Genomic DNA, 25,020 nt, shown 5'->3' with positions numbered 1-25,020 from the left:
ATTTGTCGTCCGCAGACACGCATCTGCTTCTAGCTGTTGGATGAAAATTCGGTGTGAATCGTTATTGATTTGTAACCTGCCTACTCAGATGCCAAATTCGTCCTTTTGTTGACATTTGTCGCATGGCAGACGAGCCTATAATTTAGGTAGATATACGTCGAACCTGTAACGGTTCCAAATACTTGAGAATCTGATGGCCCTGTTTAGACTGCGCAGTAAGACCAAAGACAATGAAGTCCCTAGCTCGCAACAGTTTTCGATGCCCATACACCGTGCGCACGATAGCAATGCAGCGCCTAGGACTGATGATCCCAACGAGGCGAACGTGATTGCGGATGCGTCAAATCCGGGAGGGACAAACGAGCGGCCAGAGGACGTCATTGTCAGCGTCGTCATTCCCGTCTATAACTCCATGCCGTACCTGACCGAGTTGATGAACTCTTTGGAGATGCAAGACCTAGATAAGGCACTTTTTGAAGTCATCGCCGTTGACGATGGCTCCACGGATTTTGGAGGTGACATACTTGATGCTTACGAGAAGCGCAATTCCAATTTCTTTGTTGTGCACCAAGCCAATAGTGGCTGGCCTGGTAAACCACGCAATGTTGGTATGGCCAAAGCTCGAGGTCAATACGTATTCTTCGTAGACGGTGATGACCGCCTCGGACCCGAGGCCCTGCGCAGGATGACAACCTACGCGCGAAAACATGATGTTGATGTTCTTGTCCCAAAAATGGTTGGCATTGATGGTCGCCGTGCCCCGGTGAAACTATTTGAACGCACTATTCGAGATGTTTCGTACGACTTCATCTTGCGTACGTTGTCTCCGCAGAAGATGGTCCGCAAGTCTCTTCTTGATGCTCACGGCATACGCTTCATCGAGGAAAAAGTCCGGTTAGAAGACGGCATGGTCATGGTTGAAGCCTATTCCGTCGCCAATCGGATCAGCATCCTGGCCGACTATAACTACTATGAAATTCGCCGTCGCTCGGATGGCCAAAACATCAGTACTCAGCAAATTGAGCCTGCAGGATATGTTTCATCGCTGAGTAAGATCGCACAGGCCGTGAAAGTTCATGCTGGCGACGACATTGAAGTAGGCCGAAAGCAGATCGCGGGACTGTTCAAGCGAAAAGGGCTTAGCTTCTATAGGGGACAGCGGTTCTTGCGCTTGGATGAAGCACAGCGAACCTCATGGGTTCGGAGCCACGCTACCTTCCTTGAGCGGTTTGGGCTCACAGATCCTGAAGCAACTTTTAATAAGCAAGACGCATTGCGTGTCCGTGCGATTCTTGACTGCGATCTAAGCGCTCTGGAGCGCTTAGCGCAGCAAGAAGTAGAAGCTCAGCGACCCCCTGAAGCGGTGCGCATCGAAGTAACTGAAGAGTTAGTTGAGCTCACTGTTGAATTCCCAGCCGAAGGCCCGCGACCTGTTAGTGCACGCGTTACGGATCGAGACTCGGCGGCCCAACTAGAAACTGAGATTTCGATTGATACCGTGGACTCAATCTTGACGGCGCGTTTTATCCGCGAGGCCATATTGAGCTCGGTGACGCGCCTGGGAGACATATTTCTTGTGTACCCAGATGCTTCGACAAAGAGAATTAAGTTGGGCCAAAAGGTGAGCACGAGGGATGCGGGCGGAATCCGTGTTTACGGTACCGGCAATGGGTTCTTAAGTCTGGACCGACGAAGGGCCTAATGGCCATGTTCGATGATTTTGAATTTCGCCGGATTCTGTTGTTGCGACGACACGGTTTCTCGGAGTGAGGCATCCGCGTTGTACGGAGCACGAACTAGTGTCTTCGGTGTAACCATTTCGCGCCTGGCAAAGTCTTACTCTTTGACTCGTTACTCTCGTTTCTGACGTCTTTCTGACGTCGATTATGATAGTTTCGATTATTATTCAACGGCAGATCAACTTCTTGGCGCTACCCGTCCCACCAGCGTTATGAAATTGTAACCATACTAATCAGATGGGGGATGCGACACTGTGAGTCAAGGTCGATAGTTGTGTAATTCTGTATATAATTAGCATAGAAATACACTGAGCCTGGCTGGCTTCTAAGTAATGGGAAATTGATGGCGCTGTTTAGAAAACGTAGTAAAACTACTGGTGGCAGTACACCTTTGGAATCGAAGGTTCTAGAGCAAGCAGAACCAGCTCCGCAGGATCCTGTTGATCGTGTCAACAAAGCCGCGGTGGAAGAAGTAGGTTCTGAGCGGGTAGAAAGTGCAGAGCTGAACAAGCCTGAAGGCATTTTTGTTAGTGTCGTTATCCCTGTCTACAACTCAATGCCCTACCTGACCGAGCTCCTGAATTCTCTTGAACTGCAGGATCTGGACAAGAGCCTGTACGAAGTGATCGCGGTCAACGATGGATCTACCGATTTCGGTGGTGAAATCTTGGATGTCTACGCTAAACGTAATGCGAACTTCACCGTTGTTCATCAAGAAAACAGTGGATGGCCTGGTAAGCCGCGCAATGTGGGAACCGCAATGGCCAAAGGCGAATACGTTTTCTATGCTGATTCGGACGATACATTGGGTACCGAAGCTCTTCGACGTATGCGCGACTTCGCGCTCAAACACGATGTGGACGTACTCGCTCCAAAGTTGGTGCCGGTTGGCGGGCGTGTGATCCGTACGTCGCTTTTCGCATCGACTCAAGTAGATGTGCCGCTTGAATCGATCTTTGCCACTCTGATGCCTCAGAAGCTCATCCGTCGCCAAATGATCCTCGACAATGATCTACGTTTTGCCGAAGAAAAGGTCCGGCTTGAAGATGGCATGGTCTTAGCAGGGTGCTACCTGCACGCCAAACGGGTTAGCGTCCTTGCAGACTATGAGTACTACTACATTCGTGAACGCGGCGACGGAAACAACATCAGCGCCCAGCCTTTTGAGCCAGTGGGTTACGTCGAATCCATGACTCACATCAGCAATACCATACGCAATAACACCGTAGACGATCCAGAGTTGGGTCGCCGTTTGATCGCGGGATTGTTCAAACGCAAGGGTTTGAAATTCTTCGTGGGAGAGCGTTTCTTGAAATACCGCGATGCTCGCGCCAAGATGTGGATCTCAGCATTCGGCCCGTATGTTCAAGAATTCCTTGCCGAACGTACCGACGAAGTGCTCAGTGACCACGATGCGGCTAAGTCGTTGGCAATAATTGCCGGGGACCATGAGGAGCTCAAGAGACTAGCCAAGTTGGATGACCAAGTTGCGGTTCGACCGGAGCTTGTTAAGTCCGTTAACAAGAGCGATCGGCTTGAATTGCATCTTGTTGCACCAAAGATCGGCCCTTCGCCACGAGCCATCTACCTAGACGAACGTGACAGCGAACGTCGGCTTGAGTTTCCGGTCAAGCATCTAGGCGGCGAAAAGTACCTCGCCCAAATTTCCTTCGCGGACTTGTCATCAGCTTCGCTCGCAATTACTGACGCACATGTGAAATTCGACCACGCTGAAACTCGACGCATCCGCGTTCCATCCGAAGTTAAAGATTTGGTATTTGCAGGAGCGCGCGTTTATCGTACCGTGAACGGCCTGCTGAGTATTGATCTTCGAAAGTCCAAGTTCGTCTAAAGATTTTCGAACAAAAGAGGGATTGGGCGAACACCTTTGATGGGTGTTCGCCCAATCTTTTTGCATCTAGTCGCGTCAGTTGATCGACGCTAGCTGACTATTGTAGGGGCTTCGTTTCTTCGTTGGTGTCTACAGGTTTGATCGTTCGAGGCACAAAGCTCCAACCGATGAGACCAACAAGTGCAATGAGAGCTGAAAGCCCAAATGCGATTTCGTAATTGAAGGAATCGGCCAGGAAACCGGCAAGTAGCGGGCCGATAATTGCGCCAAGGTCCTGGCACATCTGGAATCCAGCCAACGCCTTGCCACCATTACGTCCCGTTCCAATCACGTCAGAGACCGAGGCCTGTTGCGCTGGACCAAGGATGCCGCCGCCAAAGCCAGCAAAGATTGAACAGATAACGAAACCGGCTTCAGTGGTGAAGATCCCCATGGAGCCGATAGACAGCAACAGCAATGTCAGCCCGAGCATGACAGGGATCTTGCGTCCTACTTTGTCGGTGAGTTTTCCGGAGAAGAGCAGGGCGAGACCATTGCCGATAGCGAAGAGTGCCATGGACAAACCGGCAATCGTGGTTCCCAATCCTTGACCAAATACCGCCACAGCGAACAGCGGGATCATGCTGTTCCTGATGCCAAAAGCTAACCAGCCGTAGCTGAATCCAGAAAATAGAGCTGCGCGGTATGCAGGGGATTTCAGAGCTTCACCGGTGGTGACAACCTCAATAGCTGCACGAGTTTTCTTGGGGTCCACGGCATCACGATCAAGATCGCGCCTACGTCCCAGCGCAAAGTAAACCACTGCTGCCGCGATAACCAGTGCGGTGCCATAAATGAAAAATGGAACGCGCATGCCTAAGGGAGCGAGCACAGTACCGAGCACCGGGCCGGCAACATTTCCTAGCAAGAAAGCGCCGGCATATAGTCCGGAGATCCGGCCACGCGAAGCTTCGGGGGAGAGCCTGGAGATCAGTGCCATGGCTGAAATGGTGAACATTGTCGATCCGAAGCCACCAAGACCTCGGGCTATCAGTAACTGGGTGTAGTCCTGAACAAAACCGCACAGCAAGGTTGATAGGGCGACGAGTAATACACCGGTGACATAGATACGAGGTTCACCGAGTTTTCCTACCAGCGCTCCTGCTACCGGAGCGAAGATCAATCGGGTGAAGGCAAAGATACTGACAATAACGCTGGCCGCTGCGGCGCCCACGTCAAAGCTCACCGCGTATTGAGGCAGAATCGGTGCGATCAATCCGAAGCCAAGGGCGATGATGAAGGCTGCCACCAGAAGTACGCCGATTTCCCGTGGAATCGGTGCTCGTGCTTTGGTACTGCGAGTGAAAAATTTGTTCATTGCTGTTGGCCTGAGAAGCTCAGACCTGCCAGCCTTTCTGAGCAACGGTAATGATTGGGCAGAGACTGACTAAGTCTATGTTCTGAATCGTTGTTGAAGCATCGATTTTTCCGTGCTTTGTGCGACATATCCGCGCGTGGTAACTCACAGAAGGTATGAGACGATTAAACACGTGTCTGATTCGCTAACTTTAACAATTATCATTGTCGCGGTTGTTGCCGTGGTGGCCATTGGTGTCATTGCCTTTGTCACCAAGGGGCGCAAGCCGAAGACTCCATATACTTCTGAGCGTGACGCTGACGACGTCTCAGCTGGCCAGGGTGCCCAGAGCACTGCTGAAGAGGCAACTAGTGGTGGCGATACTGCCATCGCGGTTGAAGAACCGGTTTTCCCTGCAGCGCCTCAGCTTGATGTTCCTGAACCAGTGCAGGGCCGCCTTGCTCGACTGCGTGCCCGTCTGACCAAGTCCAACAATATGTTCTCCAAGGGTCTGCTGGCTCTGCTGAGCCAGGACACCATTGATGAGGATGTCTGGGAGGAAATCGAAGAGAACCTGCTAATGGCAGATCTCGGTACCGAACCTGCCCTGGAACTGGTCGACGCGCTGCGTGAACGCGTAAAGATCGAAGGAAGCAAGGCCCCAGCGCGGGTCAAGGCCATGCTTCGTGAAGAGTTGCTTAAACTTGTAGATCCAACCCTGGATCGTAGTTACCTGCCCGAGCCGCATGCGGACCGCCCGAGTATCATCATGGTGGTCGGCGTTAACGGCGTAGGTAAGACCACCACCATCGGCAAGATGGCGCGTGTTCTGGTTGCCGAGGATAAGGACGTACTCCTGGGCGCTGCCGATACCTTCCGTGCCGCGGCTGCCGAGCAGCTGGCAACCTGGGGCGACCGTGTTGGCGTTCCGACTGTACGGTCGGACATCGATGGTGCGGATCCTGCCTCGGTGGCATTCGAGGCTGTTTCTGCTGGTATTGATCAGGAAGTCGACATCGTCATGATCGACACCGCAGGTCGCCTTCAGAACAAGGTCGGACTCATGGACGAGCTGGGCAAGATCAAGCGCGTCGTTGAGAAGAAGGCAGCTATTGACGAGGTTCTGCTCGTATTGGACGCCACTACCGGCCAGAATGGTCTGCAACAGGCCAAAGTGTTCTCGGAAGTTGTCAACGTCTCCGGAATCGTCCTGACCAAACTGGACGGTACTGCCAAGGGCGGCATCGTCGTGGCCATTCAGCGTCAGTTGGGTGTGCCAGTGAAGCTCGTGGGGCTGGGTGAAGGCCCAGATGACCTAGCTCCGTTCAATCCAGAAGACTTTGTTGACGCTTTGCTAGAAGGCTAAGCAAGCATCAAATTAGTCCGGTTTAGGCTCCGCCATTGGCGGAGCCTTTGCTGTCTCTACTAGTTGGCCAGCTGAACCGAGGGTAACGATTTTGTCTCAAAAAGTCGTGGACGACGGTGGTGGAATTTCTTGTCGTTGGCAGAAACAGGCAATAAAAAATAAACGCATCATGAATACTCTCAAGTGACACGAGTTGTTACTCATGGGCTTGTGGCCACTCCTCTTGCGAATGCGTGCAATTGGATCCTGGTATAGCTGGCACCTGCTGTCTTAAAATATAAAGAACTGATTAACGCCTTGTACTGCGCATCGGTCGGGCATATTCTTCAAGTTAAGCGTCCGCTTGGATGCATCATGTCCGGAAACATCACTCACACTTTCGGCTAGAACTTGAGGGCAAAGTCCGATGCAAAAGGAAGAACTCAACTATCAACGTGCGTTGATTGCAGTACTCGGAGTGGCTTCGCTATTCCTTGTGTTGCTTGGGTCAACGAATGCGCATGCTTCAACGCTGGGCCAGGGGGTCCACGTCCACTTGGGAGCGTATGACCCAGAAAACGCCCCGCCGTCTAAATACATCAAGAAAGTCACCGAAACCAAAACCACGGAGAACCTGAATCTAAGGAAATCGGCATCGACGAGTAGCCAGTCTCTTGGCATTATGCCGAAGGGAACAATCGTTCAACTGACCGGCAACAAGTCAGGTACTTGGAGTCAACTTAAATGGGGTTCCAAGACGGGCTGGTCAGCAAGCCAGTATCTGAGCACTCGGGCGTATACGAAAGACGATTCGGTTCGATACATGACGCGATTTACCTCTATATATGCGACCGCTGCACGGAGCACGAAAATCGGAGCGGTCAATTTCCGCAGTCAAGTAAGCTTGCTCGATGTTAGTGGTACGAGTTCCCATATCAAGACCGGTAGCTATCACGGATGGGTGGACTCCAAAAATTTGACACGTACTCGCCCAGCCAAACAGTACCGTTATGTTCAAAAAAGTGGCAGTACCTACCTTGGGATAGATCCGAAAACCGATACCTATGCGGGACGGGTTCACCATGGGGAAAAATACGAATATCGACGGTGGGATGGAACTAACCGTCGCGACGAGATCAACGTCAACGGGCGCTGGGTCTGGACCAGTGTCACGAACCGCGACTATGTAGCTCCGCAGTATAGGTACGCTCAAAGTAATGGCTCCGTCTATAGTGCAGCTTCAAAAACCAACTCCAAAGTTGTCGGAACGATTAGCAAGGGAACGAAAGTGCGCTGGGGCGCGTGGGACGCTTCGAACAGACGCGATGAAATCAATCTGAACGGTAAGTGGGTCTGGGCTTCAAATACTGACCGGAAAAAACCAGCAGACCCAATTCCCCCTGCAATCGACGTCAAAAACTATGACAGGTTTACTACCGGGCTATTGACGCTACGAAAGAATCCTGTCTCGAATTCCACCTCGGCCGGAAGCGTTAAAAAGGGCTGGAAGGTCACCGTAACTCACAAGGCGGAAGGCGGATGGGTACGAATCAGCGCAGGTTCGGTTACTGGTTGGATCAAGGAATCTGGAAACTTGCGGAGGCATGGTCCGTACTCGGTAGCCGTCTATGGGACCCTGCGAACGGGCCAGTCTGCATACAACGTCATGTCAGGATTCCAGCAAAAGAATACGAATCAGCGGCTGAGTAGTTCCTCCCTGTATCAACTGTGGAACAAGAACTGGACATTCCTCACTAACGGTCCAAAAACTGTAGTGGCGGAGCAATTCCAGTATTCGGATGCCAAGGGGCCGGCAATGCTAAAGAAGCTGGACATCTACGAAGGTCAACTGAAATATCAAGGCAGACCAATGTATACCCGCCAGAATGTTCCTCTCAATGGTGACACTGAATCCTGGACTTATAAGACCACTTCTTTCTCGGAAAAGGTAGTCAAAAACTCGGGACGCTACATATCATCCGGCGACTTCCTGAAGCGTTCTTAGATAAGAGGACTGAACGATGACCAAGTTCAACGCGCAAAACGAGCAATGCAACAGCCAGAAGCGCAAGATTGCCTGGGTGCTCGGTTCGACGGTAGCTGTCGCGACCGTGTCCGTGGGGCTAATTTTGGGTAATAACTATTACTCAGCACAAGCTGGCCCGACCACGCAGAAATTACAGGACAACCTTGCTGATGTAGCTAAGTCAGATGCACAGACGGGTGAAGAGGTGAAAGTTGATACTCAGGCCCAGGTGATCAAAAGCCTTGGGCAACCGGGAAAACTGACGGTTGACGGAACAACCAAGCCGTCCTTTGAGATTACCGTTCACAGCGTCAAAGTGCTCAACTCCTGCACGCTTCGTGGGTTCGGGGAAAAGATTTCGCCAGAAAACAAGAAGTTTCTCCTACTGGATGTTAGTGCCAAGCTGGCGGAGTCTGCTGAAAAAGTGGTGAAGGAGGACATCGCATTGATGCCTTTGGATGCCTCGGCGTTTGGCGTATCGCCGGGGCGAAACCGTGGTGTTGTTTATGATCTGAATACGGTTGCAGCCTTTTCTTGTGACGTGGACAAGGCGCTAGATATTGCGGTGGGCGCAGGGGATGAGATTCGCGGCAACGTCATTCTGGACTCGCCGTATGCTAACGGTCAGGTTGTTTATGACCCGGACAAAACCGGTGGCTGGACCTGGAGCTACTAAAATCCTACGCCGTGAGAAGGGCCCGGACTTCACAGATATGTGAATGCCGGGCCGTTCTTCTTGCTCATGCGTGAGATCAACGCCAGAAACCCTGTTTTTGAATTACGACACGCCTGAGTCATTCAAGTGCTGTGCGTCACGTTTGCGCGCTATCTGCCAGTGAATAGTTAATCATATTCCTAGTCAGGTATTGGCTCGCTTGCGGATTGCGCTAGTTTATCGGGCGATTTGATCTCTACTACGGTCGATTTATCAGTTTTCGGTCAGAAACTCAGGCAAGGATGGTTCGCGAGCAACGGCGATTCAAGACTATGGAGGCCTGCTCCGCTAGCAAAAGCCAGACGGTAAAGGACTCATCTCGACGTGTCGTCAAATCAAGATTTACCCATGCCCGTAAAGCAGGACCGCACACCGCGAGGGTTCCGCGCTGATATCCAGGGCTTGCGTGCCATAGCTGTTGGCATTGTGGTGCTGTACCACTTCTGGGGCCATTATCTGCCCGGAGGTTTTGTCGGTGTTGACGTTTTCTTTGTCATCTCCGGTTTCCTCATCACCTCTCACCTGATTTCAAAACCGCCACAGAACTTGGTTGATGTTGGCAAATTCTGGATGAGGCGCGTTAAGCGACTCATTCCCGCATCATTCTTGGTGATCTTCTGTAGTGTGCTGGGCATCTGGCTATTTGCACCGCAGACCGTGTGGCAAGACTGGGGCTTGCAGGCAGTCGCGGCGACTTTCTATTTCCAAAACTGGTTCCTTGCAGTGACAAAAGTTGATTATCTCGCTGAGGGGGATGCGCCGAGCCCTTTTCAACACTTCTGGTCGCTGTCTACTGAAGAGCAGTTCTACTTCGTCTGGCCTATCCTCATTGGGCTGTTAATCTGGGCCGCAGTTAAGTACAAGAAGAACTCCGGTCAGGTCGTGTTGGCCGGTATCGGCCTAATCTTCCTGATTTCTATCGGATATTCGCTGTATGCCACGGCAACCACTCCGGGCAGCGCCTACTTCTCAACTTTCACTCGCGCGTGGGAATTTTCGGCCGGGGCATTGGTGGCCGCGTTAGGCGCGAAGGCGCACTCAGCCAAGAACGACATCTTCAGCTTGATCGGCTCTTGGGGCGGCGTCATTGCAATTGCGTTTAGCGCGTTGGCCTTCACTGGCGATATGCCATTCCCTGGTTACATAGCGATCATTCCCGTATTCGGCACCTCGCTAATACTGCTGACTAACTCAACGCACAAGTATTCGCCGAACGTCTTCCTGAATACCAAGCTGTTCCAATTCTTCGGCGATAACTCCTATGCCCTGTACCTATGGCATTGGCCGTTGTTGGTCCTGGTTCCGTTCTTGGTGGACGACTTCAAATGGCCACAGAAAATCTTGGCGTTGTCCCTGGCGCTGATCCTGTCGGTCTTGACTCAGAAGCTAGTTGAAGTTCGCTTCCGAAAACTCATCGATACATCCCGGCTGCTCACTGCTCCACGGTTCCTCACCGCAGGAAGCCTCATTTTGGCATTGTTCGCCGGTGCTTTTTACCTGACCAGCACCAACGTCGCCAAGGACGCTCAGGACATCGATAAGGCACTGGCGCAGGTTGAGCGCACGGTTGGAAAGTCCTGCTTTGGGGCAGCAGCATTAGCTGATGCATGTGGCAAACCAGAGGCCGCAGAATCGCCTAACCAGCAGGTTGCACCTGCGCCGATTGCAGCCAAAACTGACAAACCTTTGGTCTACCGCGACGATTGCTTTGCCAGCGACAAGACCAACTTCAAGGAACGCCCGGTGTGCCATTACGGCAAGGGGAAAATCAAGGTCGCATTGGTGGGTAATTCCCACGCGGGTCAGTGGTTCCCTGCGCTCGATAGCCTCGCCCAGAAAAGCGACTGGCAAATCGACACCTATCTGGCAAGTCGATGCGCAATTATGGGTGAAAACCAAGTCTTTGAGGACCCGGCCAGTTCAAAGGGCTGTGGCGATCTGGGCTCGTGGGTGACAGGTCAATTCAAGAAGAACGACTACGACCTGGTTATCAGCGTCAACCGCCAGTCCGTCCCGCTGAGCGGACAGAGCATGGATTCCTCTGAAGTACCCGCCACCAAGGCATACGAAAAAATCCTCAAGCAATGGAGCGATACCGGTGCCAAGGTAGTCGTTGTAAGGGACACACCATTCCCCGGTACCACTATCGACAATGCACCAGACTGTGCGGCGGCTAATTCGGAGGATCTGAGCGAATGTAGCGGATCAGCCGATTCATGGATTCCGATGGATCCGCAGTTTGACGCGGTGAAGGCGATAAATGACCCAAACATTACGTCTGTGGACATGAATGACCAGTTGTGCGAAGCCGGTCGGTGCTACACCGTGGTCGGTGGGGTGTTGGCCTATTGGGATCACTCTCATTTGACCGCGACGTATTCGGAGTTGCTAGCGCAGACACTTGGCTCTCGTATTCAGAAGTCATTGGACTCAGACAAGCTGTTTACAGCTTCGTAGGACATTCTCAAGCCTGTTCTAATGACGCGCAATACTGCCACCGAGTCCAAGCTCGGTGGCAGTATTGCGTCTTGAGCCCCCTTTTCGAATCCAAACTGTCCTACCCCGCTGTCATGATCAGCAGTACCCGGATGCTATGGGGGCATCCGGGTACTCGCACCCATGAATTGGAGTAGGACCATGAAGAGGTTCTTCATCGCAGTGACCGCAGTCGCTGTTGCATTTTCCTTGAGCGCCTGTGGCGTTTCTAGCGATGACTTCGAAGCTGCCCAGGCGTCGGCTTCTTCCTTGGCATCGGACAAGCAAGCACTCGAGGCCGAACTAGCAGAAACTAAAACAACTCTGGCTACGGTTCAAGACGAAGCCGATACTTTGCGTGCCGCGGAAGACGAACGTGTAGCGAAGCAAGAAGCTGACACGGCTCGCAAGGCTGAAGAGAAGAAAGCCAAAGAGGCCGCCGAAAAGGCACAAAAGGAAAAAGAGAATAAGGCAAAGGAAGTCACCAAACGCCAGCTCGCTCAAATTGTGAAAAATCCCGATTCGCACGTGGACGAGAACGTCATCATTTACGCACGAATCACACAGTTCGATTCTGGGACAGGACCGTGCACATTCCGTGCTGACGTGAGCCAGGCGTTAGTGGGGAAGTACGACTATGAACATAACTCAATGTTCGCCGCCGGCGATGGCATTTCCGATTGCAAGGAATTGGATGATTTTGTCGCTGATGATCTTGTGAAGATCACCGCAACGGTCACTGGTTCGCTGACTTATGACACCACTATTGGCGGTTCAACTACCGTCCCGATGTTCAAAGTAGTCAAGATCAAACGCTCCTAGAGGCAGTGTGAATTCATAAAGGTTCGGGTCAACCGATGTTTCTCATCAGCTGGCCCGAACCTTTCTGTGTAAATTCGCATATTTTGGTGAATGAGGCGAAACAGGGTCGAAACACAGCAGAGAACCAAACGTTACTTAAATGGGTGACTTGATACACACTCGAAACGAATCGGCGAGTGTATCGAAACATCGGTGCCGAAGAATAGTACTCAACAACGGGCCGATGGACACCGCAGTTCTGCAGTAGGGCCCGACTCGCCACTGATACACCGAACACCTTGAGGGGAAGTGATCCAGATGGAGTTGGATGTTGCCAGCTTATGGATCCTGATAGCAGCCGCACTTGTCTTGATGATGACACCGGCACTGGGAATTTTTTACGGCGGTATGACCCGCTCTACCGGCGTCGTGAACATGATGCTGATGAGCTTCTCCGCCGCAGCAATCACCGCAGTAGTTTGGGTACTTTGGGGGTACTCGTTCTCAGCAGGTGAGCCGACCATCGCAGGAATCGTCGGAAACCCAATCAGTGATTTTGCCATGCACAACACTGAACAAGCAGATCTGCTTTCAGCTGGCTTCTCTGGCACCTTCGCCATGATCTCCGTAGCCATTATCTCCGGTGCCATTGCTGACCGCGCTCGCTTCGCACCATGGTTGTTCTTCATTCCACTGTGGGTCACCCTGGTATATGCACCAGTTGCCTTCTGGGTATGGGGTGGCGGCATCCTCTCTGCCGATGGCGCACTGGGCAAGATCTTCGGTGAAGCAATTGACTTCGCCGGTGGGGCAGTAGTCCACACCAACGCAGGTATCGCAGCTCTTGTTCTCGCACTCAAGCTCGGTCAGCGTCACAACTTCCACGATCGCCCACAGCCACACAACACCCCACTGGTGATGCTCGGCGCAGGCCTACTGTGGTTCGGCTGGTTCGGGTTCAACGCCGGCGCAGCAACCACCATCGAGCAGGCCGGTTTGATCTGGATCAATACTTTCGCTGCCCCAGGTGCCGCGGTTCTTGGTTGGGTTCTCGTTGAGAAGCTACGCGGAGAACGTGCAAGCTCGGTAGGCGTAGCCTCCGGTCTGGTCGCCGGCTTGGTAGCCATCACCCCATCGTGTGCAGACTTGGCCCCATGGGCAGCATTGCTTCTCGGTGTTCTGGCTGGTGCTGGTTCGGCATGGGCAGTGAACCTGAAGTGGAAGCTCGGCTACGACGACTCGCTCGACGTGGTTGGCGTTCACCTGGTCTCCGGCATCATCGGTACCTTGTTCCTCGGCTTCTTCGCACTGCCAACCGAGGAAAGCGCGGGCGGCCTATTCTACGGTGGTGGACTGTCCCAGCTGGTTGCTCAGTTCGTCACCCTGGCAGTAGTCATGATCTTCTCGGCAGTTATGACCTGGATCATCGCAACAGTCATCGGAAAGTTCAGCCCATGGCGAGTATCAGCTGATATCGAAATCGCCGGTATCGACGCAGCAGAACACAACGACGCAGGTTACCAGCTGGCTACTAAGTAACGAGGTGGGATCTGAAAAATAAGATGAAACAAATCAAGGGGTAGAACACCAGCAACGGTGTTCGGGAAACCGCCGGTGGGCCATGCAGCCACCGGCGGTTTCTTTTGTTACCCGACGCATTGATGTGGGGCTGGTTAGATCGCGCCGTGATTCTTGATATTCTTATAAGTCGAGTCCTGTGCGTTTTTGATACGCACCACAAGACCTATCGAAAGAAGTGCCCGGCACGTGTTTAATTCACTTTCCGATCGCCTGACAGCAACCTTCAAAAACCTGCGCGGCAAGGGTCGCCTGACTGAAGCAGACATTGACGGTACCGTCCGCGAAATCCGTCGCGCCCTGCTCGACGCTGACGTTGCCGTCTCGGTGGTCCGCGCCTTTGTGGCACAGGTGAAGGAACGTGCCCTAGGCGCCGAGGTCTCCGAGTCCCTGAACCCAGGCCAGCAGGTCGTCAAGATTGTCAACGAAGAACTCGTAGGCATCCTTGGTGGCGAAACTCGCCGCTTGAACCTGGCCAAGAACCCTCCAACGGTGATCATGCTCGCCGGTCTGCAGGGTGCAGGTAAGACCACCCTGGCCGGTAAATTGGCTAAGCACCTAAAGTCTGAGGGGCATACCCCGATGCTGGTGGCCTGTGACCTTCAGCGTCCTAACGCTGTTAAGCAGTTGCAGATCAACGGTGAGCGCGCTGGTGTACCTGTTTACGCTCCGCATCCGGGTGTCTCCTCCGAGTTTGATACACCTACCGGAGATCCGGTAGCAGTGGCCCGTGACGGTATTGCCGAAGCTAAGGCCAAGCTGCACGACGTAGTCATCGTTGATACCGCCGGCCGTTTGGGCGTTGACACCGAAATGATGGCTCAGGCAGCGAACATTCGTGCCGCCATCAACCCTGATGAAGTTCTCTTTGTCATTGACGCCATGATCGGTCAGGATGCGGTGAATACCGCACAGGCCTTCCATGAGGGTGTCGACTTCACCGGTGTGGTCCTCTCCAAGCTTGATGGCGACGCCCGCGGTGGTGCAGCCCTGTCGGTAGCTTCGGTGACCGGCAAGCCGGTGATGTTCGCGTCCACCGGTGAAAACCTGGACGACTTCGAGATCTTCCACCCAGACCGTATGGCTTCGCGCATCCTGGACATGGGCGACGTCATGACGCTCATCGAACAGGCTGAGAAGAACTGGGACAAGGGCGAAGCCGAGCGTATGGCGAAGAAGTTCGCCGACCAGGAAGACTTCACCCTGGACGACTTCCTCGCTCAGATGGCCCAGATCAAGAAGATGGGCTCGATGAAGAAGCTGCTGGGCATGATGCCCGGCGCACAGATTTCCCGTCAGCAGCTCGAACAGTTCGATGAGCGTCAGATTGATCGTGTGGAAGCCATCGTTCGCTCGATGACCCAGCATGAGCGTGTGGCACCAAAGATCATCAACGGCTCGCGTCGTGCACGTATCGCCAAGGGTTCCGGTGTTTCGGTCTCCGAGGTTAACCAGATGCTTGAGCGTTTCACCGAAGCGCAGAAGATGATGAAGAAGATGGCTTCCGGTGGCGGTATCCCAGGCATGCCAGGGGCAGGTAAGGGCGCTGCCCGCAAGGCGAAGGCCAAGGGTAAGGGCAAGAAGCAGCAGAAGTTCGGTAACCCAGCCAAGGCCGCCCAGGCTCAGCTGGATGCCCAGAACAAGAAGTCTGCAGCTCCTTCGGGTTCGGCTTTCGGTGCTGGTGCCAATCAGGACTTTGATCCATCAAGCCTGAACCTGCCTGCCGGTTTCGAGAAATACTTGGGTAAGTAAGTAGTACTTCGGTCTTATCGACCATCCAACGCGCCAAGAGGAACTTTGTGTCCACTTGGCGCGTTGTTCTTTTGAGGTCCTGCACGTCAAACTAGAAATAAGCGTGACCTACCGATCCGGCGACGAAAGGGAATAGCCTTCGTGGATTCTTCTCAGTTCAACTACCTCAACCTTGAGTTCATCTTCCTCGGCGACCTGCCAGAAGCAGTCCAAATTGTACGCAGCGCTCTGGCCGACCGACGCCTGCTCGGATTCATTGGGGGAGCTGTCCAGCGACAGAAGGCCACCGAGGTGATGGCCGAAGTAGCGACCGTGAGTGAAGCCCGTGACGCGGTCCTCTATCGAGTGGATGCCAATGGCAAACTTCGCGAAGGCTCTCGCGTGACCAAACTTGTTCACGAGCTGAAGAATTCCACCGGCGCGGCTTACGTCTTGGTTGATGGTGAAGAAATAGACGGTCCCACCCCGGAAGAAGATATTCTCGGTGAGCCAGGGGCCACCAACGAGTTGCTTCACGGCGCGAAGCTCAAGGCTTCCGAAATTCTTATGGCCGGCGGGTTCGACGATAACCAATTCACCGTGTGGAACAGCGACTCGGGGTTAATGGTCAGTCCAAAGTACGCGGTCTTCCCACCATATATTTCGCGCTCCAGTCGCCCGTTCTTGTCACTGAACCGTACCGGAAATGTCATCATGGCCACTGTTGAAGCCAAGCGAGGGCGCCGGGAGCTATTCGGTCCGTCCCTGACATTGTTCTTGGATCTGGATCGTCAGGTGATTCTGGAGCCTACTGCCGATTCGCCGGCTGCTGTTCGATTAGCCGAGCTTGACGCGATGATCAGAGGTATTGACGAGGAAACCGTTGAGTTGATTGCAGAACTGCTCAGCGATCAAGCTCAGCGTGAACAAGCTCTTAAACTCCTGACGAACCCGACGGACCTTGCTGGGGTCAAGAAGCTTGTGGGCTTATTCGGATTCGACTCACGCAGCGTGGATTACCTCACCGGTCGTCCGATTCCTGAAGATCACCGAGTGCTAAGAACCGGCGGACTGTTTAGGACTCTTCGTGCCGTGATGAGCGAGCAGGAACGTGAAGCCACCGGGATCTCGCGTATCTTCTTCCGCGGTGGCTGGAGCCCTAAGGCGCTGATGGTATCGGGCGCAGCGGTCTTGGCCTCGGGCGCGGCTGTACATGCGGTGTTGGCCAAGAGCCAGAAATTTGCGTGGCTTCCCAAACCTGCCCGTGGGCTGTTGATGCTCGCCTGGTATGCCGACGGTGCGTTTTACCTTGGCAAAGGCGTTGTCAACACGCTCAAGGAAAAGGATGAGCCCTCACCCAAGAAGTAGGACTGATCTGCCGTAATACAGCGCTGGCCCCAAACAACTTTAGGTTGCTCGGGGCCAGCGGTGTATTTAGCGGTACATCCTTTAACTGCGCTTCTTCAGTTCTGGGAAGTCAGCGTCGCGGAATTCTCCTGCCGGAACTTTGCCCGCTGCGTGTTGTTCCTCTTCGGCGAGGCGTAGTTCCACTCGTCGGATCTTCCCGGAAATGGTCTTGGGAAGCTCCGAGAATTCCAGCCGGCGGATGCGTTTGTACGCAGCCAAATGCTCGCGGCAGAAGCCAAGAATGTCTTGGGCGGTCTGCGCACTTGGCTCATACCCAGCAGCAAGAACTACGAAGGCCTTGGGCACCGAAAGTTTCAGCGGATCAGGTGAGGGGACTACCGCAACCTCTGCCACCGCGGGATGCTCCAGCACTACGGATTCAAGCTCAAAGGGACTGAGCTTGTAGTCGCTGGATTTGAACACGTCGTCGGCGCGACCGATGTAGGTCAGTATTCCTTCTGCATCGCGCTCGGCGATATCACCGGTATGGTAAACACCGTCCTTGATCACTTCGTCGGTCTTCTGCGCATCATCGAAGTAACCTTTCATCAGCCCCACTTGGCGAGGATCTACGCGTAGGCAGATTTCGCCGACTTCTGCGACCTGGCCGGTGGTTGGATTGCGCAGTTCAACGTCGTAGCCGGGCATCGGTCTTCCCATGGCTCCGACCTTGACCGGTGAGCCAGGAGAGTTGGCGATTTGCACCGTTGTCTCGGTCTGACCGTAGCCATCGCGAATCACTTGGCCCCAGGCCTTTCGGACCTGATCGATCACTTCAGCGTTCAGCGGTTCTCCAGCAGAGATCAGCTTGTGTGGTGGATTTTTTAGCGTTGAAAGATCCGCCTGGATCAGGTAGCGCCAGACGGTTGGCGGGGCACAGAAACTGGTGACATTCTCCTTGTCCATCTGATGCATCAGTGCCAAGGGGTCGAAGCGTTCGTAGTTAAAAACAAAGACAGTGGCTTCTGCGATCCAGGGGCCGAAGAAGTTTGACCATGCGTGCTTTCCCCAACCAGGCGAGGCAACATTCAGATGCACATCGCCTGGTTCAACCCCGATCCAAAACATTGTCGCCAAGTGACCCACCGGATAGGAAGTGTGAGTGTGCTGGACCAGCTTGGGCTGGGAAGTTGTTCCCGAGGTGAAGTAGAGCAGTAGGTTTTCATCTGCTCGGGTAGGGGTATCCAGTGAGAACTCAGCGGGAGATTGATACGAATCTGCATAGTTCAAGTTGCCCTCATGTGCTTCGCCGCCAACCTGAACAAGACTGTAGTCACCTGGAACCTCTTGCAGCTTAACGAGTTGGTCTTCACTGGTGATCACCCAATTGGCCTTGCCACGCTCGATTCGGTCGGCTAGGTCCTCGCTGGTGACTTGGGTGGTGGTAGGGATGATGGCCGCGCCCAGCTTCATCCCGGCGAGCATCGTTTCCCATAGCGCGACCTCGTTGCCCAGCATCAGGATTGTGGTGTCGCCTCGCTGAAGACCTTGGTCCGATAGCCAGCGGGCCACCTGGGTGGAGCGTAGTGATAATTGTGCCCACGAGTAGCGGGCCGAACTGCCATCGGGCTGCGTGAGAATCAGGGCGGGTTGATCGGCGCGTTTCGGATCAGCGGCTACGGCGTCAAACCAGTCGTAGGCGAAGTTGAAGTCAGTGAATTCTGGCCAGGTGAACTCGGCGCGTGCCCTGTCATAGTCATCCCGGGCCGCTAAGAGCAGATCGCGGGCGGCTCGGAACTTCTCGGTATTGTTCATCGCAGTCCTTCATTCGTGGGGCACCCATGCCCTCACATCTCATGGTTCTTCACTACCAAATATACGATAATGATCAGTGATAACGAATTGTTTCGTCATTGTGCGTGGTGTTATTGGCTTGATTGCCGGTATTTGCTTAATGATTCCTTAGAAGAACTATCAAAGTGGCATGTTTGTTCATCACCATGAGCAGTTGGACGGTGGTCCTTGGATGGTCTAGCGTCTGTTTTATGCCAAAGGATCAGACCCCGGCCAAGACACAGAATCCACTTCTTGTGCTGGGAAAAATCAGCTCCATCCTTGATGCGTTTTCCCTTCGTCACCCGGTGCTCTCGCTGGCTGATCTTCGCGAAGCGACGTCTATGCCTTCCTCGACCGTGCAACGGCTGGTTGCCAACCTTGTTGAGCAAGGCTTCCTAGACCGGGACGGGGATGGGTACCGGATCGGCATGAAGATGGCATATTGGGCCGCCCCTGCCACCCGCGGCAAGGAAGTACTTGACGTCATTAATCCACTGCTTAGCGAGCTTCGTGATGCCACCGGGGAGACCGTCTGTCTTTTCCGCGCCGAACAGTCTTATCGAGTCTGCGTAGGCATCGCCGAAACTCGCCATGTATTGCGTCGTGAAATGCATTTGGGGGAGTTGGCTCCGCTGCATGCTGGTTCGGCGGGTCGGGTGCTGCTGGCCTGGAAACCCGAATTGATGCAGCGGCTGGTTCAGGACTCGCTGGAACCGTTAACGTCCTTGACGATCACGGGACTTGATGACCTGCAAAGCGCAGTTGATGCCACGCTCGCCGATGGTTTTGCCATCACCACCGGCGAGCGCGAAAGTGGAGCTTCTGGATTGTCGGCCCCCATTTTTGATTCCTCGGCCGGTTTGGTGGCTGCGGTGACCATTAGCGGACCGACACTGCGTATGTCTCAAGAGGTGTGTGAATCGTGGGTTGAACCGTTGTTGGAGACTGCGGAGCGTATGACTCGTCTGATCGGTGGACGTTTCCCTGGGGAGAGTCATCGACCGGCCGGCTAGTGTTTGATAACCCAGTCAAAGGCGTGGGCTTTGGATCTGGCGCCTTGGGCCGATTTTGAGCGGTTCTCTTCGCCGAGCTCTGCCAAGAGGTGTTCGGAGAGTTTGACGAGGTCACCGAAACGCTGTGGGGTGAGCCATTCTGGTTGTGTTGCGAAAAGGATGTCCTCGCTGGAGGTGTTGCCGCTGGCTCCTGGGGCGAAGGGGCAGCCGCCTAGTCCGCCCAGGGCGCCGTCGATGACGTCGGCGCCGGCACCGATGGCCGCTAGGGTGTTGGCTACTCCCAGTCCCCAGGTGTCGTGGCCGTGGAAGATGATTCGTCGTGCGGGGGAGTTGGCTTTGACGTTGCTGATCAGTGAGGCTACTTGGGCTGGGACTGCTTGTCCGAGGGTGTCGGCGATGACGATGTCGCAGGTGCCTTCGGTGCGTGGGTCATTGGCGATCTCTAGTACCCGTGCTTCTGGAATCTGTCCTTCAAAGGGGCAGGTGAAGGCGGTGGCCAGGCACAGTTGGATGCGTCCATTTACTGCCTTGGCGTAGCTGATGGCTTCGGGCAACGCCGCCAGGCTGTCCTCGGTACTGCGGGAGACATTTGCTTGGTTGTGAGACTCGGAGACCGAGAGGCAGTATTGGAAGTTGGTGATGCCGGCTTTGGCTGCTTTAGCTACGTGTCCCGGGGTGGCCACCCAGATCCAGCAGTGGGCGAGTTCTTCTGCGGTGAGCGCGTGGGCGACTTCCAAGGTATTGGCCATGGGTGGAACAAGATCGGCGCGGGCCATGGAGCCAAGTTCGATTTCTTGCACGCCTAGGCGCAACAATTCCCTGACGGTGTTGATCTTTTCTTGGGTGGACAGGAGCTTGCCAGTCAGCTGTAGTCCGTCGCGTAGGGTGACATCTCTCAGGATTGCGGTGGGAGTGAAGGTGTAGTTCTGGGTGGAGTTCATGGTTGGCTCGTTTCGCTGGTGCTGGCGTTGTTGATCTTTTCTTGGGTGTAGCCGAGCAGTTGCCCCAGTACTTGCTCGGTATGTTCGCCTAAGTCTGGTCCGAGGTTGCGGATCGGCAGGGAGGTTCCGCCCATGACCGGGACGATGCCGGGGAAACCGATCCCGCTCAAGGTTTCTTCTCCGGTAGAGACTTCAAGGTGTTGGATCATATTGCGGGCTTGGTATTGCGGTTCGTTGTTAATATCCCCGGCGGTGTAGATCGGACCGGCGGGCACACCTGCGCCGTCGAGGATTTCTAGTGCTTCGTGCGAGCTGAGGGTTCCGCTCCAGGCGCTGATGGCAGCGTCGAGCATTTCGCGGGCCTCCCAGCGTTGCTTGTTGGAGGCCAGTTGCGGGTCATCTGCTAGGTCTTCGCGGCCGATGGCCTGCATGTAGCGCTTGAAGATTCCGTCCCCGTTGCCGGCCACCACGATGCTTGCCCCGTCGCTACAGAGGTAGGCGTTGGAAGGAGCGATGCCTTCCATTCGTCCGCCGGTGCGGGTCCGGGTTTCTCCGTAGGCGCTGTGATCGGGGATGAGGGATTCCATCATGGAGAACATGGCCTCGTGCAAGGCGACGTCGATGACCCGGTGATCCAGATTCAACGGTGGTTTGTTGGTGCTGCGCTGATTGTTGCGTTCGAACAGTGCCATCACCGCGCCAAAGGCTGCGTAGAGTCCTGCGATGGAATCTCCAATGGAGACGCCCACGCGCACCGGTGCGCGGTCGGGGTCTCCCACGAGGTTGCGGAAGCCACTGAAGGCTTCGGCGACGGCGGCAAATCCGGGACGCTGGGATAGCGGACCGGTTTGGCCAAAGGCTGAGACGCGGGTGATCACCAGATCTGGGTTGGCGGCACTGAGTTCTTCTGGTCCTAACCCCCATTTTTCTAGCGTGCCCGGGCGGAAGTTTTCGAGCAGGACATCGCATTCTTTGACCAGGTCTAGTACCGCGGCTCGTCCAGCTTCGCTGCGTAGGTCGAGCACGATCGACTTCTTGTTGCGGTTCAGGGTGCGGTAAAGCATCGAAACGGTGCCCTTTTTTAGCCGCCAATTGCGTAGTTCGTCGCCGGTGCCGGGGCGTTCGACCTTGATCACTTCCGCACCGAAGTCGGCTAAAAGTCGTCCTGCGGTGGGTGCGGCGATGTAGTTGCCAAGTTCAAGAACGCGCACTCCAGATAGGGGTGCGATCGGTTCACTGGTGGGTTCTTCGCTGCTTCGAGCTGACTGGCTCATGAAGTGACTCCTAGATAGGTAGCGACCGGGATTAGATGAAGATGCTCATGACAAGGACCAGCCCCAGGGCGATGACCGAGGCTACCGAGACGCCGACGGTGACCGTTTTCAGGGCGCCACGCACGGTTTGACCTAATAGGGATTGCAAGAGCCAGAAAGTATTAGAGGTTACGTGGATCATGAATAATGATCCGGCACCTGCGGCCAGGGCGATCAATACCGGATCTAAGCCCAACGCTGGGGCGATCGGGGCCAGCATGCCCGCGGCGGTGATTGCTGAGAGGGTGACCGAACCAACCGCGATGTGCAGCACTGCAGCGATGACCCAGACGACGACCAAGGGGGCTACTGCGCTGGCGCTGAAGAAGCCGCCGAGGATATCGCCCAAGCCGGCCGCTGCCACGGTGGCGGCCAAGGATCCACCGGCGCCGGTTAGGAGCAGGATCTGCCCGCTATCTTTGAAGCCACCGGTGATTGCTTCGTCTAAGCCCTTCTGGCCCAGATCCTTGCGTCCAATGATGGTGGTACCAATCAATCCGATCAGTAGCGCGACCACAGGATTTCCCAGTAGCTCCAGCACCCCGTTGTTGATCTTGACGATTTCAGCGATGGCTCCTGCTGCAATGAGGATTAGTGAGAGCAATAGGGGAGTGAACAGCAGTAGTAGTGGAGTTTCGCGTTGTGAATCTTTATCGGTGGCTAGTTTCAGCGCGCCCGCTTGGCCCTGTGATGGCTCGGGCTGCCCGGGCGTTGTGCCACTGCTCGGGATCTGATTGCCGGAGCTTTGTGGGTAGTCCTGTTCATCGAAGACATTTTGCTCATCACGCGCTGGCTTCCAGAACCCACGGCTGAACAAGAACGACATAACAAGCACGGCCAAGATGACCGTTGGCACTACGAGGACTAACCCGCAGATCAGCATCGTTCCCAGTGGGACGCCGAGTACCCCGGCCACGGCAAGTGCACCGACGCCTGGCACCATGAAGATGATGCCACATTCTAGGGAGATGGCCATGGCAGTAGCGAGCCTGGCCGTGCCCATCGGCCCGATCTTGCTCGCCATACGCCGAGCTAACGGTGCTGAAATGACAATCAGGACATCAACAAAGATCGACTGAAGTACGGTACTCATGGCCACAGCCATTGAATAGGGTAGGTACTTAGGGCCAAAGACGCTCAGTAGTCGTTCTACCAGTCGCCGGATCGCTCCGACCTCGTTCAGGATGGAGCCCATCAGCACGCCGAAGGCGATCAGCAACCCGACTTCCATCATGATGTCGCCAAAGCCTTGGGTGATGGTTTCGACGGTCTTCGTGATTCCTAGTCCGGTGCTCAGACCAAGATACAAAGAGCCGAGTACCAAGCCAATGACGGGATTGACCTTAAATTTCACGATCAGCAGCACGGTGGCAAGTACTGCCACTGCGGTGTTGATCAGAATTGCGGTATCTGACATGGTGGATCCGATCTGCAGGGTAAAACGCTTTCTAGTGAGCTAGGTCACTAATCTTCGACTCATAGTATGAGTTGTAACCCACGATGTAAACTTCATGTCGCCCATTGGTCATCAGTGACAGGTAATCTTCTGCCTTCAAAAAGCAATGGGCTGCGCGGTGACACCCCGCTACGCCCGTCATGACGAGCCGTGGGCATCTAGGTGTTCCCTACTGCGATGCAATGAAATGGGCGCAGGGATACCATCCTCAACTAGGTGCTCTTGATGCAGGCGTTCATCGAGTCGGCGTAGCGACGCCTCGCAGTGCTGTTTAAAGCTGCAAGTTGCTTGGCTTTTATCGGAGGGGCACCGCTCAAGAATGAGCCACTGATCGTTTGCCAACAAATTTGAATGTCCGCAATTCTGGACCAACCCACACGGGCTCACGAGAAATATGGGCCCGGTTGGGACCCATATTCACGTGCCATTCAGATTAGTGCTGGCGTCGATTTCTTTGATTGATCAACACCAAGGTGCCCGCCAGTAGAATTGCGAACCCTAGTCCCACCGCGGACAGTGAGTTCCAGCCAGTAGTGGCAAGTGGCCCCGGTGTCTCTTGGGGTGTTGAAGGTGCGATTGTTGCGTCCTTGGTTGGTTCCGTGCTTTTGTTTGGCTCTGAGCTCTGGGTAGGTTCTCCGGCTGTAGGGGAAGGGGTCGGAGTTGAAGATTCGCTCCCGGTGAGAATAGTCAGGGGAATGTTAAAAAGTTCATCACCGTCGGCGCTCAGCCCGCGCAAAGTGTATTTGCCGTCCGGCGTTGTCTTGAGTGTGCCAACCTCTAAAGAGGCGCTGCACCTAGAGTCGATAACCACCTGATGTGAATCAGTGACATTTTGTTCGAGCATAAAGTCAACGGGATTTGATTCAGCGTTGATAAGTCCAAGAACGATTTTCTGATTAGGCTCCGCACCCGTCAGATTTAGCTGGGTCTGTTTACCAGGGTTGAGCTTGGATTTTTCTAACGTAGCCTTTAGATTACCTTCGCAGGTGGAATCTGCCCCGCGAAAGATATACAGGGGGTGGGTCGCCTGACGTCCCGCTTCATCGAAGATGTAAACGTCGCCCTCGCCGAGAGGGGCTTCGTCTGGAATAGTGAATTCAAATCTGACGATGCCATCTTTGTCGACAAGTTGATTCAGCGTGTGCCAAACGTTATTTCCGTTCTCCGTGCGAAACTCAATAGTCACGGTTGAACCTGACTCAAAGTACGCTGCCTCTATTGTGATGGTGTCACCCACGGAGGGTTCATCGTCAAAGACAATCCAGGGTTCATCTTCGGAATCGGTCAAAGCGCCGTCGCTGATGTCGCTGGCAGATTCGGTCGTTGCCTCTGCGCTGGCGGTAGGGCTGACGGTGGATCCTGGCGACGATTCTTCAGTTGTTGCTGTCGGAGATATTGATTCAGTAGGTGCTGTTGATTGCGTAGCAGTTTCTGAGGGAAGCTCGGTTGGCATTACCGATTCTGTCGGAGTTAGGACTGTAGCAGACTCCTGTTCTATAGGCGGCGACACAGTTAC

At 54.3% G+C, this 25,020-nt stretch carries 17 protein-coding genes; 11 read left to right on the top strand and 6 right to left on the bottom strand.

Annotated elements, in window-relative coordinates; all coding sequences use genetic code 11:
- Positions 1-193 precede the first annotated feature (193 nt).
- On the top strand, positions 194-1,702 hold the full coding sequence (locus FJV47_RS04540; RefSeq protein WP_159610466.1) for a glycosyltransferase: 1,509 nt from the start codon (positions 194-196) through the stop codon (positions 1,700-1,702).
- Between the two features lie 380 nt (positions 1,703-2,082).
- Entirely contained in the window at positions 2,083-3,591 is a 1,509-nt protein-coding gene (locus FJV47_RS04535; RefSeq protein WP_159610464.1) for a glycosyltransferase, read from the top strand.
- A 97-nt stretch (positions 3,592-3,688) separates the two neighbouring features.
- Here the strand turns inward: FJV47_RS04535 and FJV47_RS04530 are convergent, their stop codons facing one another.
- Positions 3,689-4,948 (bottom strand): MFS transporter, encoded by a 1,260-nt coding sequence (locus FJV47_RS04530; RefSeq protein ID WP_159610462.1) that lies wholly within the window; start codon positions 4,946-4,948, stop codon positions 3,689-3,691.
- A 172-nt stretch (positions 4,949-5,120) separates the two neighbouring features.
- On the opposite strand from FJV47_RS04530, the gene ftsY reads away from it, so the two are divergent.
- The 8 genes from ftsY to FJV47_RS04490 all read left to right on the top strand — a co-directional run bounded on the left by ftsY (position 5,121) and on the right by FJV47_RS04490 (position 16,966).
- The gene (gene ftsY / locus FJV47_RS04525; protein WP_159610460.1) at positions 5,121-6,293 is read left to right on the top strand and encodes a signal recognition particle-docking protein FtsY; all 1,173 of its coding nucleotides are present in this window, start codon (positions 5,121-5,123) and stop codon (positions 6,291-6,293) included.
- A 406-nt stretch (positions 6,294-6,699) separates the two neighbouring features.
- Entirely contained in the window at positions 6,700-8,277 is a 1,578-nt protein-coding gene (locus tag FJV47_RS04520; RefSeq protein WP_159610458.1) for an SH3 domain-containing protein, read from the top strand.
- Between the two features lie 16 nt (positions 8,278-8,293).
- The gene (locus FJV47_RS04515) at positions 8,294-8,974 is read left to right on the top strand and encodes a hypothetical protein (RefSeq protein ID WP_159610456.1); all 681 of its coding nucleotides are present in this window, start codon (positions 8,294-8,296) and stop codon (positions 8,972-8,974) included.
- A 387-nt stretch (positions 8,975-9,361) separates the two neighbouring features.
- Positions 9,362-11,470, top strand: a complete 2,109-nt coding sequence (locus FJV47_RS04510) for an acyltransferase family protein (RefSeq protein WP_159610454.1) — start codon at positions 9,362-9,364, stop codon at positions 11,468-11,470.
- A 180-nt stretch (positions 11,471-11,650) separates the two neighbouring features.
- Positions 11,651-12,310: a lipoprotein gene (locus FJV47_RS04505; protein WP_159610452.1), complete on the top strand. Its 660-nt coding sequence runs from the start codon at positions 11,651-11,653 to the stop codon at positions 12,308-12,310.
- 297 nt (positions 12,311-12,607) lie between these two features.
- The gene (locus FJV47_RS04500; RefSeq protein WP_159610450.1) at positions 12,608-13,828 is read left to right on the top strand and encodes an ammonium transporter; all 1,221 of its coding nucleotides are present in this window, start codon (positions 12,608-12,610) and stop codon (positions 13,826-13,828) included.
- 228 nt (positions 13,829-14,056) lie between these two features.
- Complete coding sequence (gene ffh / locus FJV47_RS04495) at positions 14,057-15,619, top strand: signal recognition particle protein (RefSeq protein ID WP_159610448.1); 1,563 nt, start codon at positions 14,057-14,059, stop codon at positions 15,617-15,619.
- A 141-nt stretch (positions 15,620-15,760) separates the two neighbouring features.
- On the top strand, positions 15,761-16,966 hold the full coding sequence (locus FJV47_RS04490) for a hypothetical protein (RefSeq protein WP_159610446.1): 1,206 nt from the start codon (positions 15,761-15,763) through the stop codon (positions 16,964-16,966).
- An 81-nt stretch (positions 16,967-17,047) separates the two neighbouring features.
- Here the strand turns inward: FJV47_RS04490 and FJV47_RS04485 are convergent, their stop codons facing one another.
- Entirely contained in the window at positions 17,048-18,760 is a 1,713-nt protein-coding gene (locus FJV47_RS04485) for an AMP-binding protein (protein WP_159610444.1), read from the bottom strand.
- A gap of 230 nt (positions 18,761-18,990) precedes the next feature.
- On the opposite strand from FJV47_RS04485, the gene FJV47_RS04480 reads away from it, so the two are divergent.
- Positions 18,991-19,794 carry an IclR family transcriptional regulator gene (locus FJV47_RS04480; RefSeq protein WP_159610442.1) on the top strand — a complete coding sequence of 268 codons (804 nt, stop codon included), beginning with the start codon at positions 18,991-18,993 and terminating at the stop codon, positions 19,792-19,794.
- On the opposite strand, the gene FJV47_RS04475 is transcribed toward FJV47_RS04480, so the two are convergent.
- From FJV47_RS04475 to FJV47_RS04460, 4 genes are all read right to left on the bottom strand, one after another.
- Positions 19,791-20,735, bottom strand: coding sequence for a hydroxymethylglutaryl-CoA lyase (locus FJV47_RS04475; RefSeq protein WP_159610440.1), 945 nt, complete (start codon positions 20,733-20,735; stop codon positions 19,791-19,793). The genes FJV47_RS04480 and FJV47_RS04475 overlap by 4 nt on opposite strands.
- The gene (locus FJV47_RS04470) at positions 20,732-22,009 is read right to left on the bottom strand and encodes a CaiB/BaiF CoA-transferase family protein (RefSeq protein WP_159610438.1); all 1,278 of its coding nucleotides are present in this window, start codon (positions 22,007-22,009) and stop codon (positions 20,732-20,734) included. The genes FJV47_RS04475 and FJV47_RS04470 overlap by 4 nt, the downstream gene beginning before the upstream one ends.
- A 31-nt stretch (positions 22,010-22,040) precedes the next feature.
- A complete protein-coding gene (locus FJV47_RS04465) occupies positions 22,041-23,465 on the bottom strand; it encodes a GntP family permease (protein WP_159610436.1) in 1,425 nt (474 codons plus the stop codon).
- A 472-nt stretch (positions 23,466-23,937) separates the two neighbouring features.
- Positions 23,938-24,792: a hypothetical protein gene (locus tag FJV47_RS04460; RefSeq protein ID WP_159610434.1), complete on the bottom strand. Its 855-nt coding sequence runs from the start codon at positions 24,790-24,792 to the stop codon at positions 23,938-23,940.
- Positions 24,793-25,020 lie beyond the last annotated feature (228 nt).

This window comes from Glutamicibacter sp. JC586, from assembly GCF_009805585.1.
GTDB lineage: Bacteria > Actinomycetota > Actinomycetes > Actinomycetales > Micrococcaceae > Glutamicibacter.
Note: the sequence above shows the minus strand (reverse complement) of the source record. Positions and strands in the feature narration are given on the sequence as shown.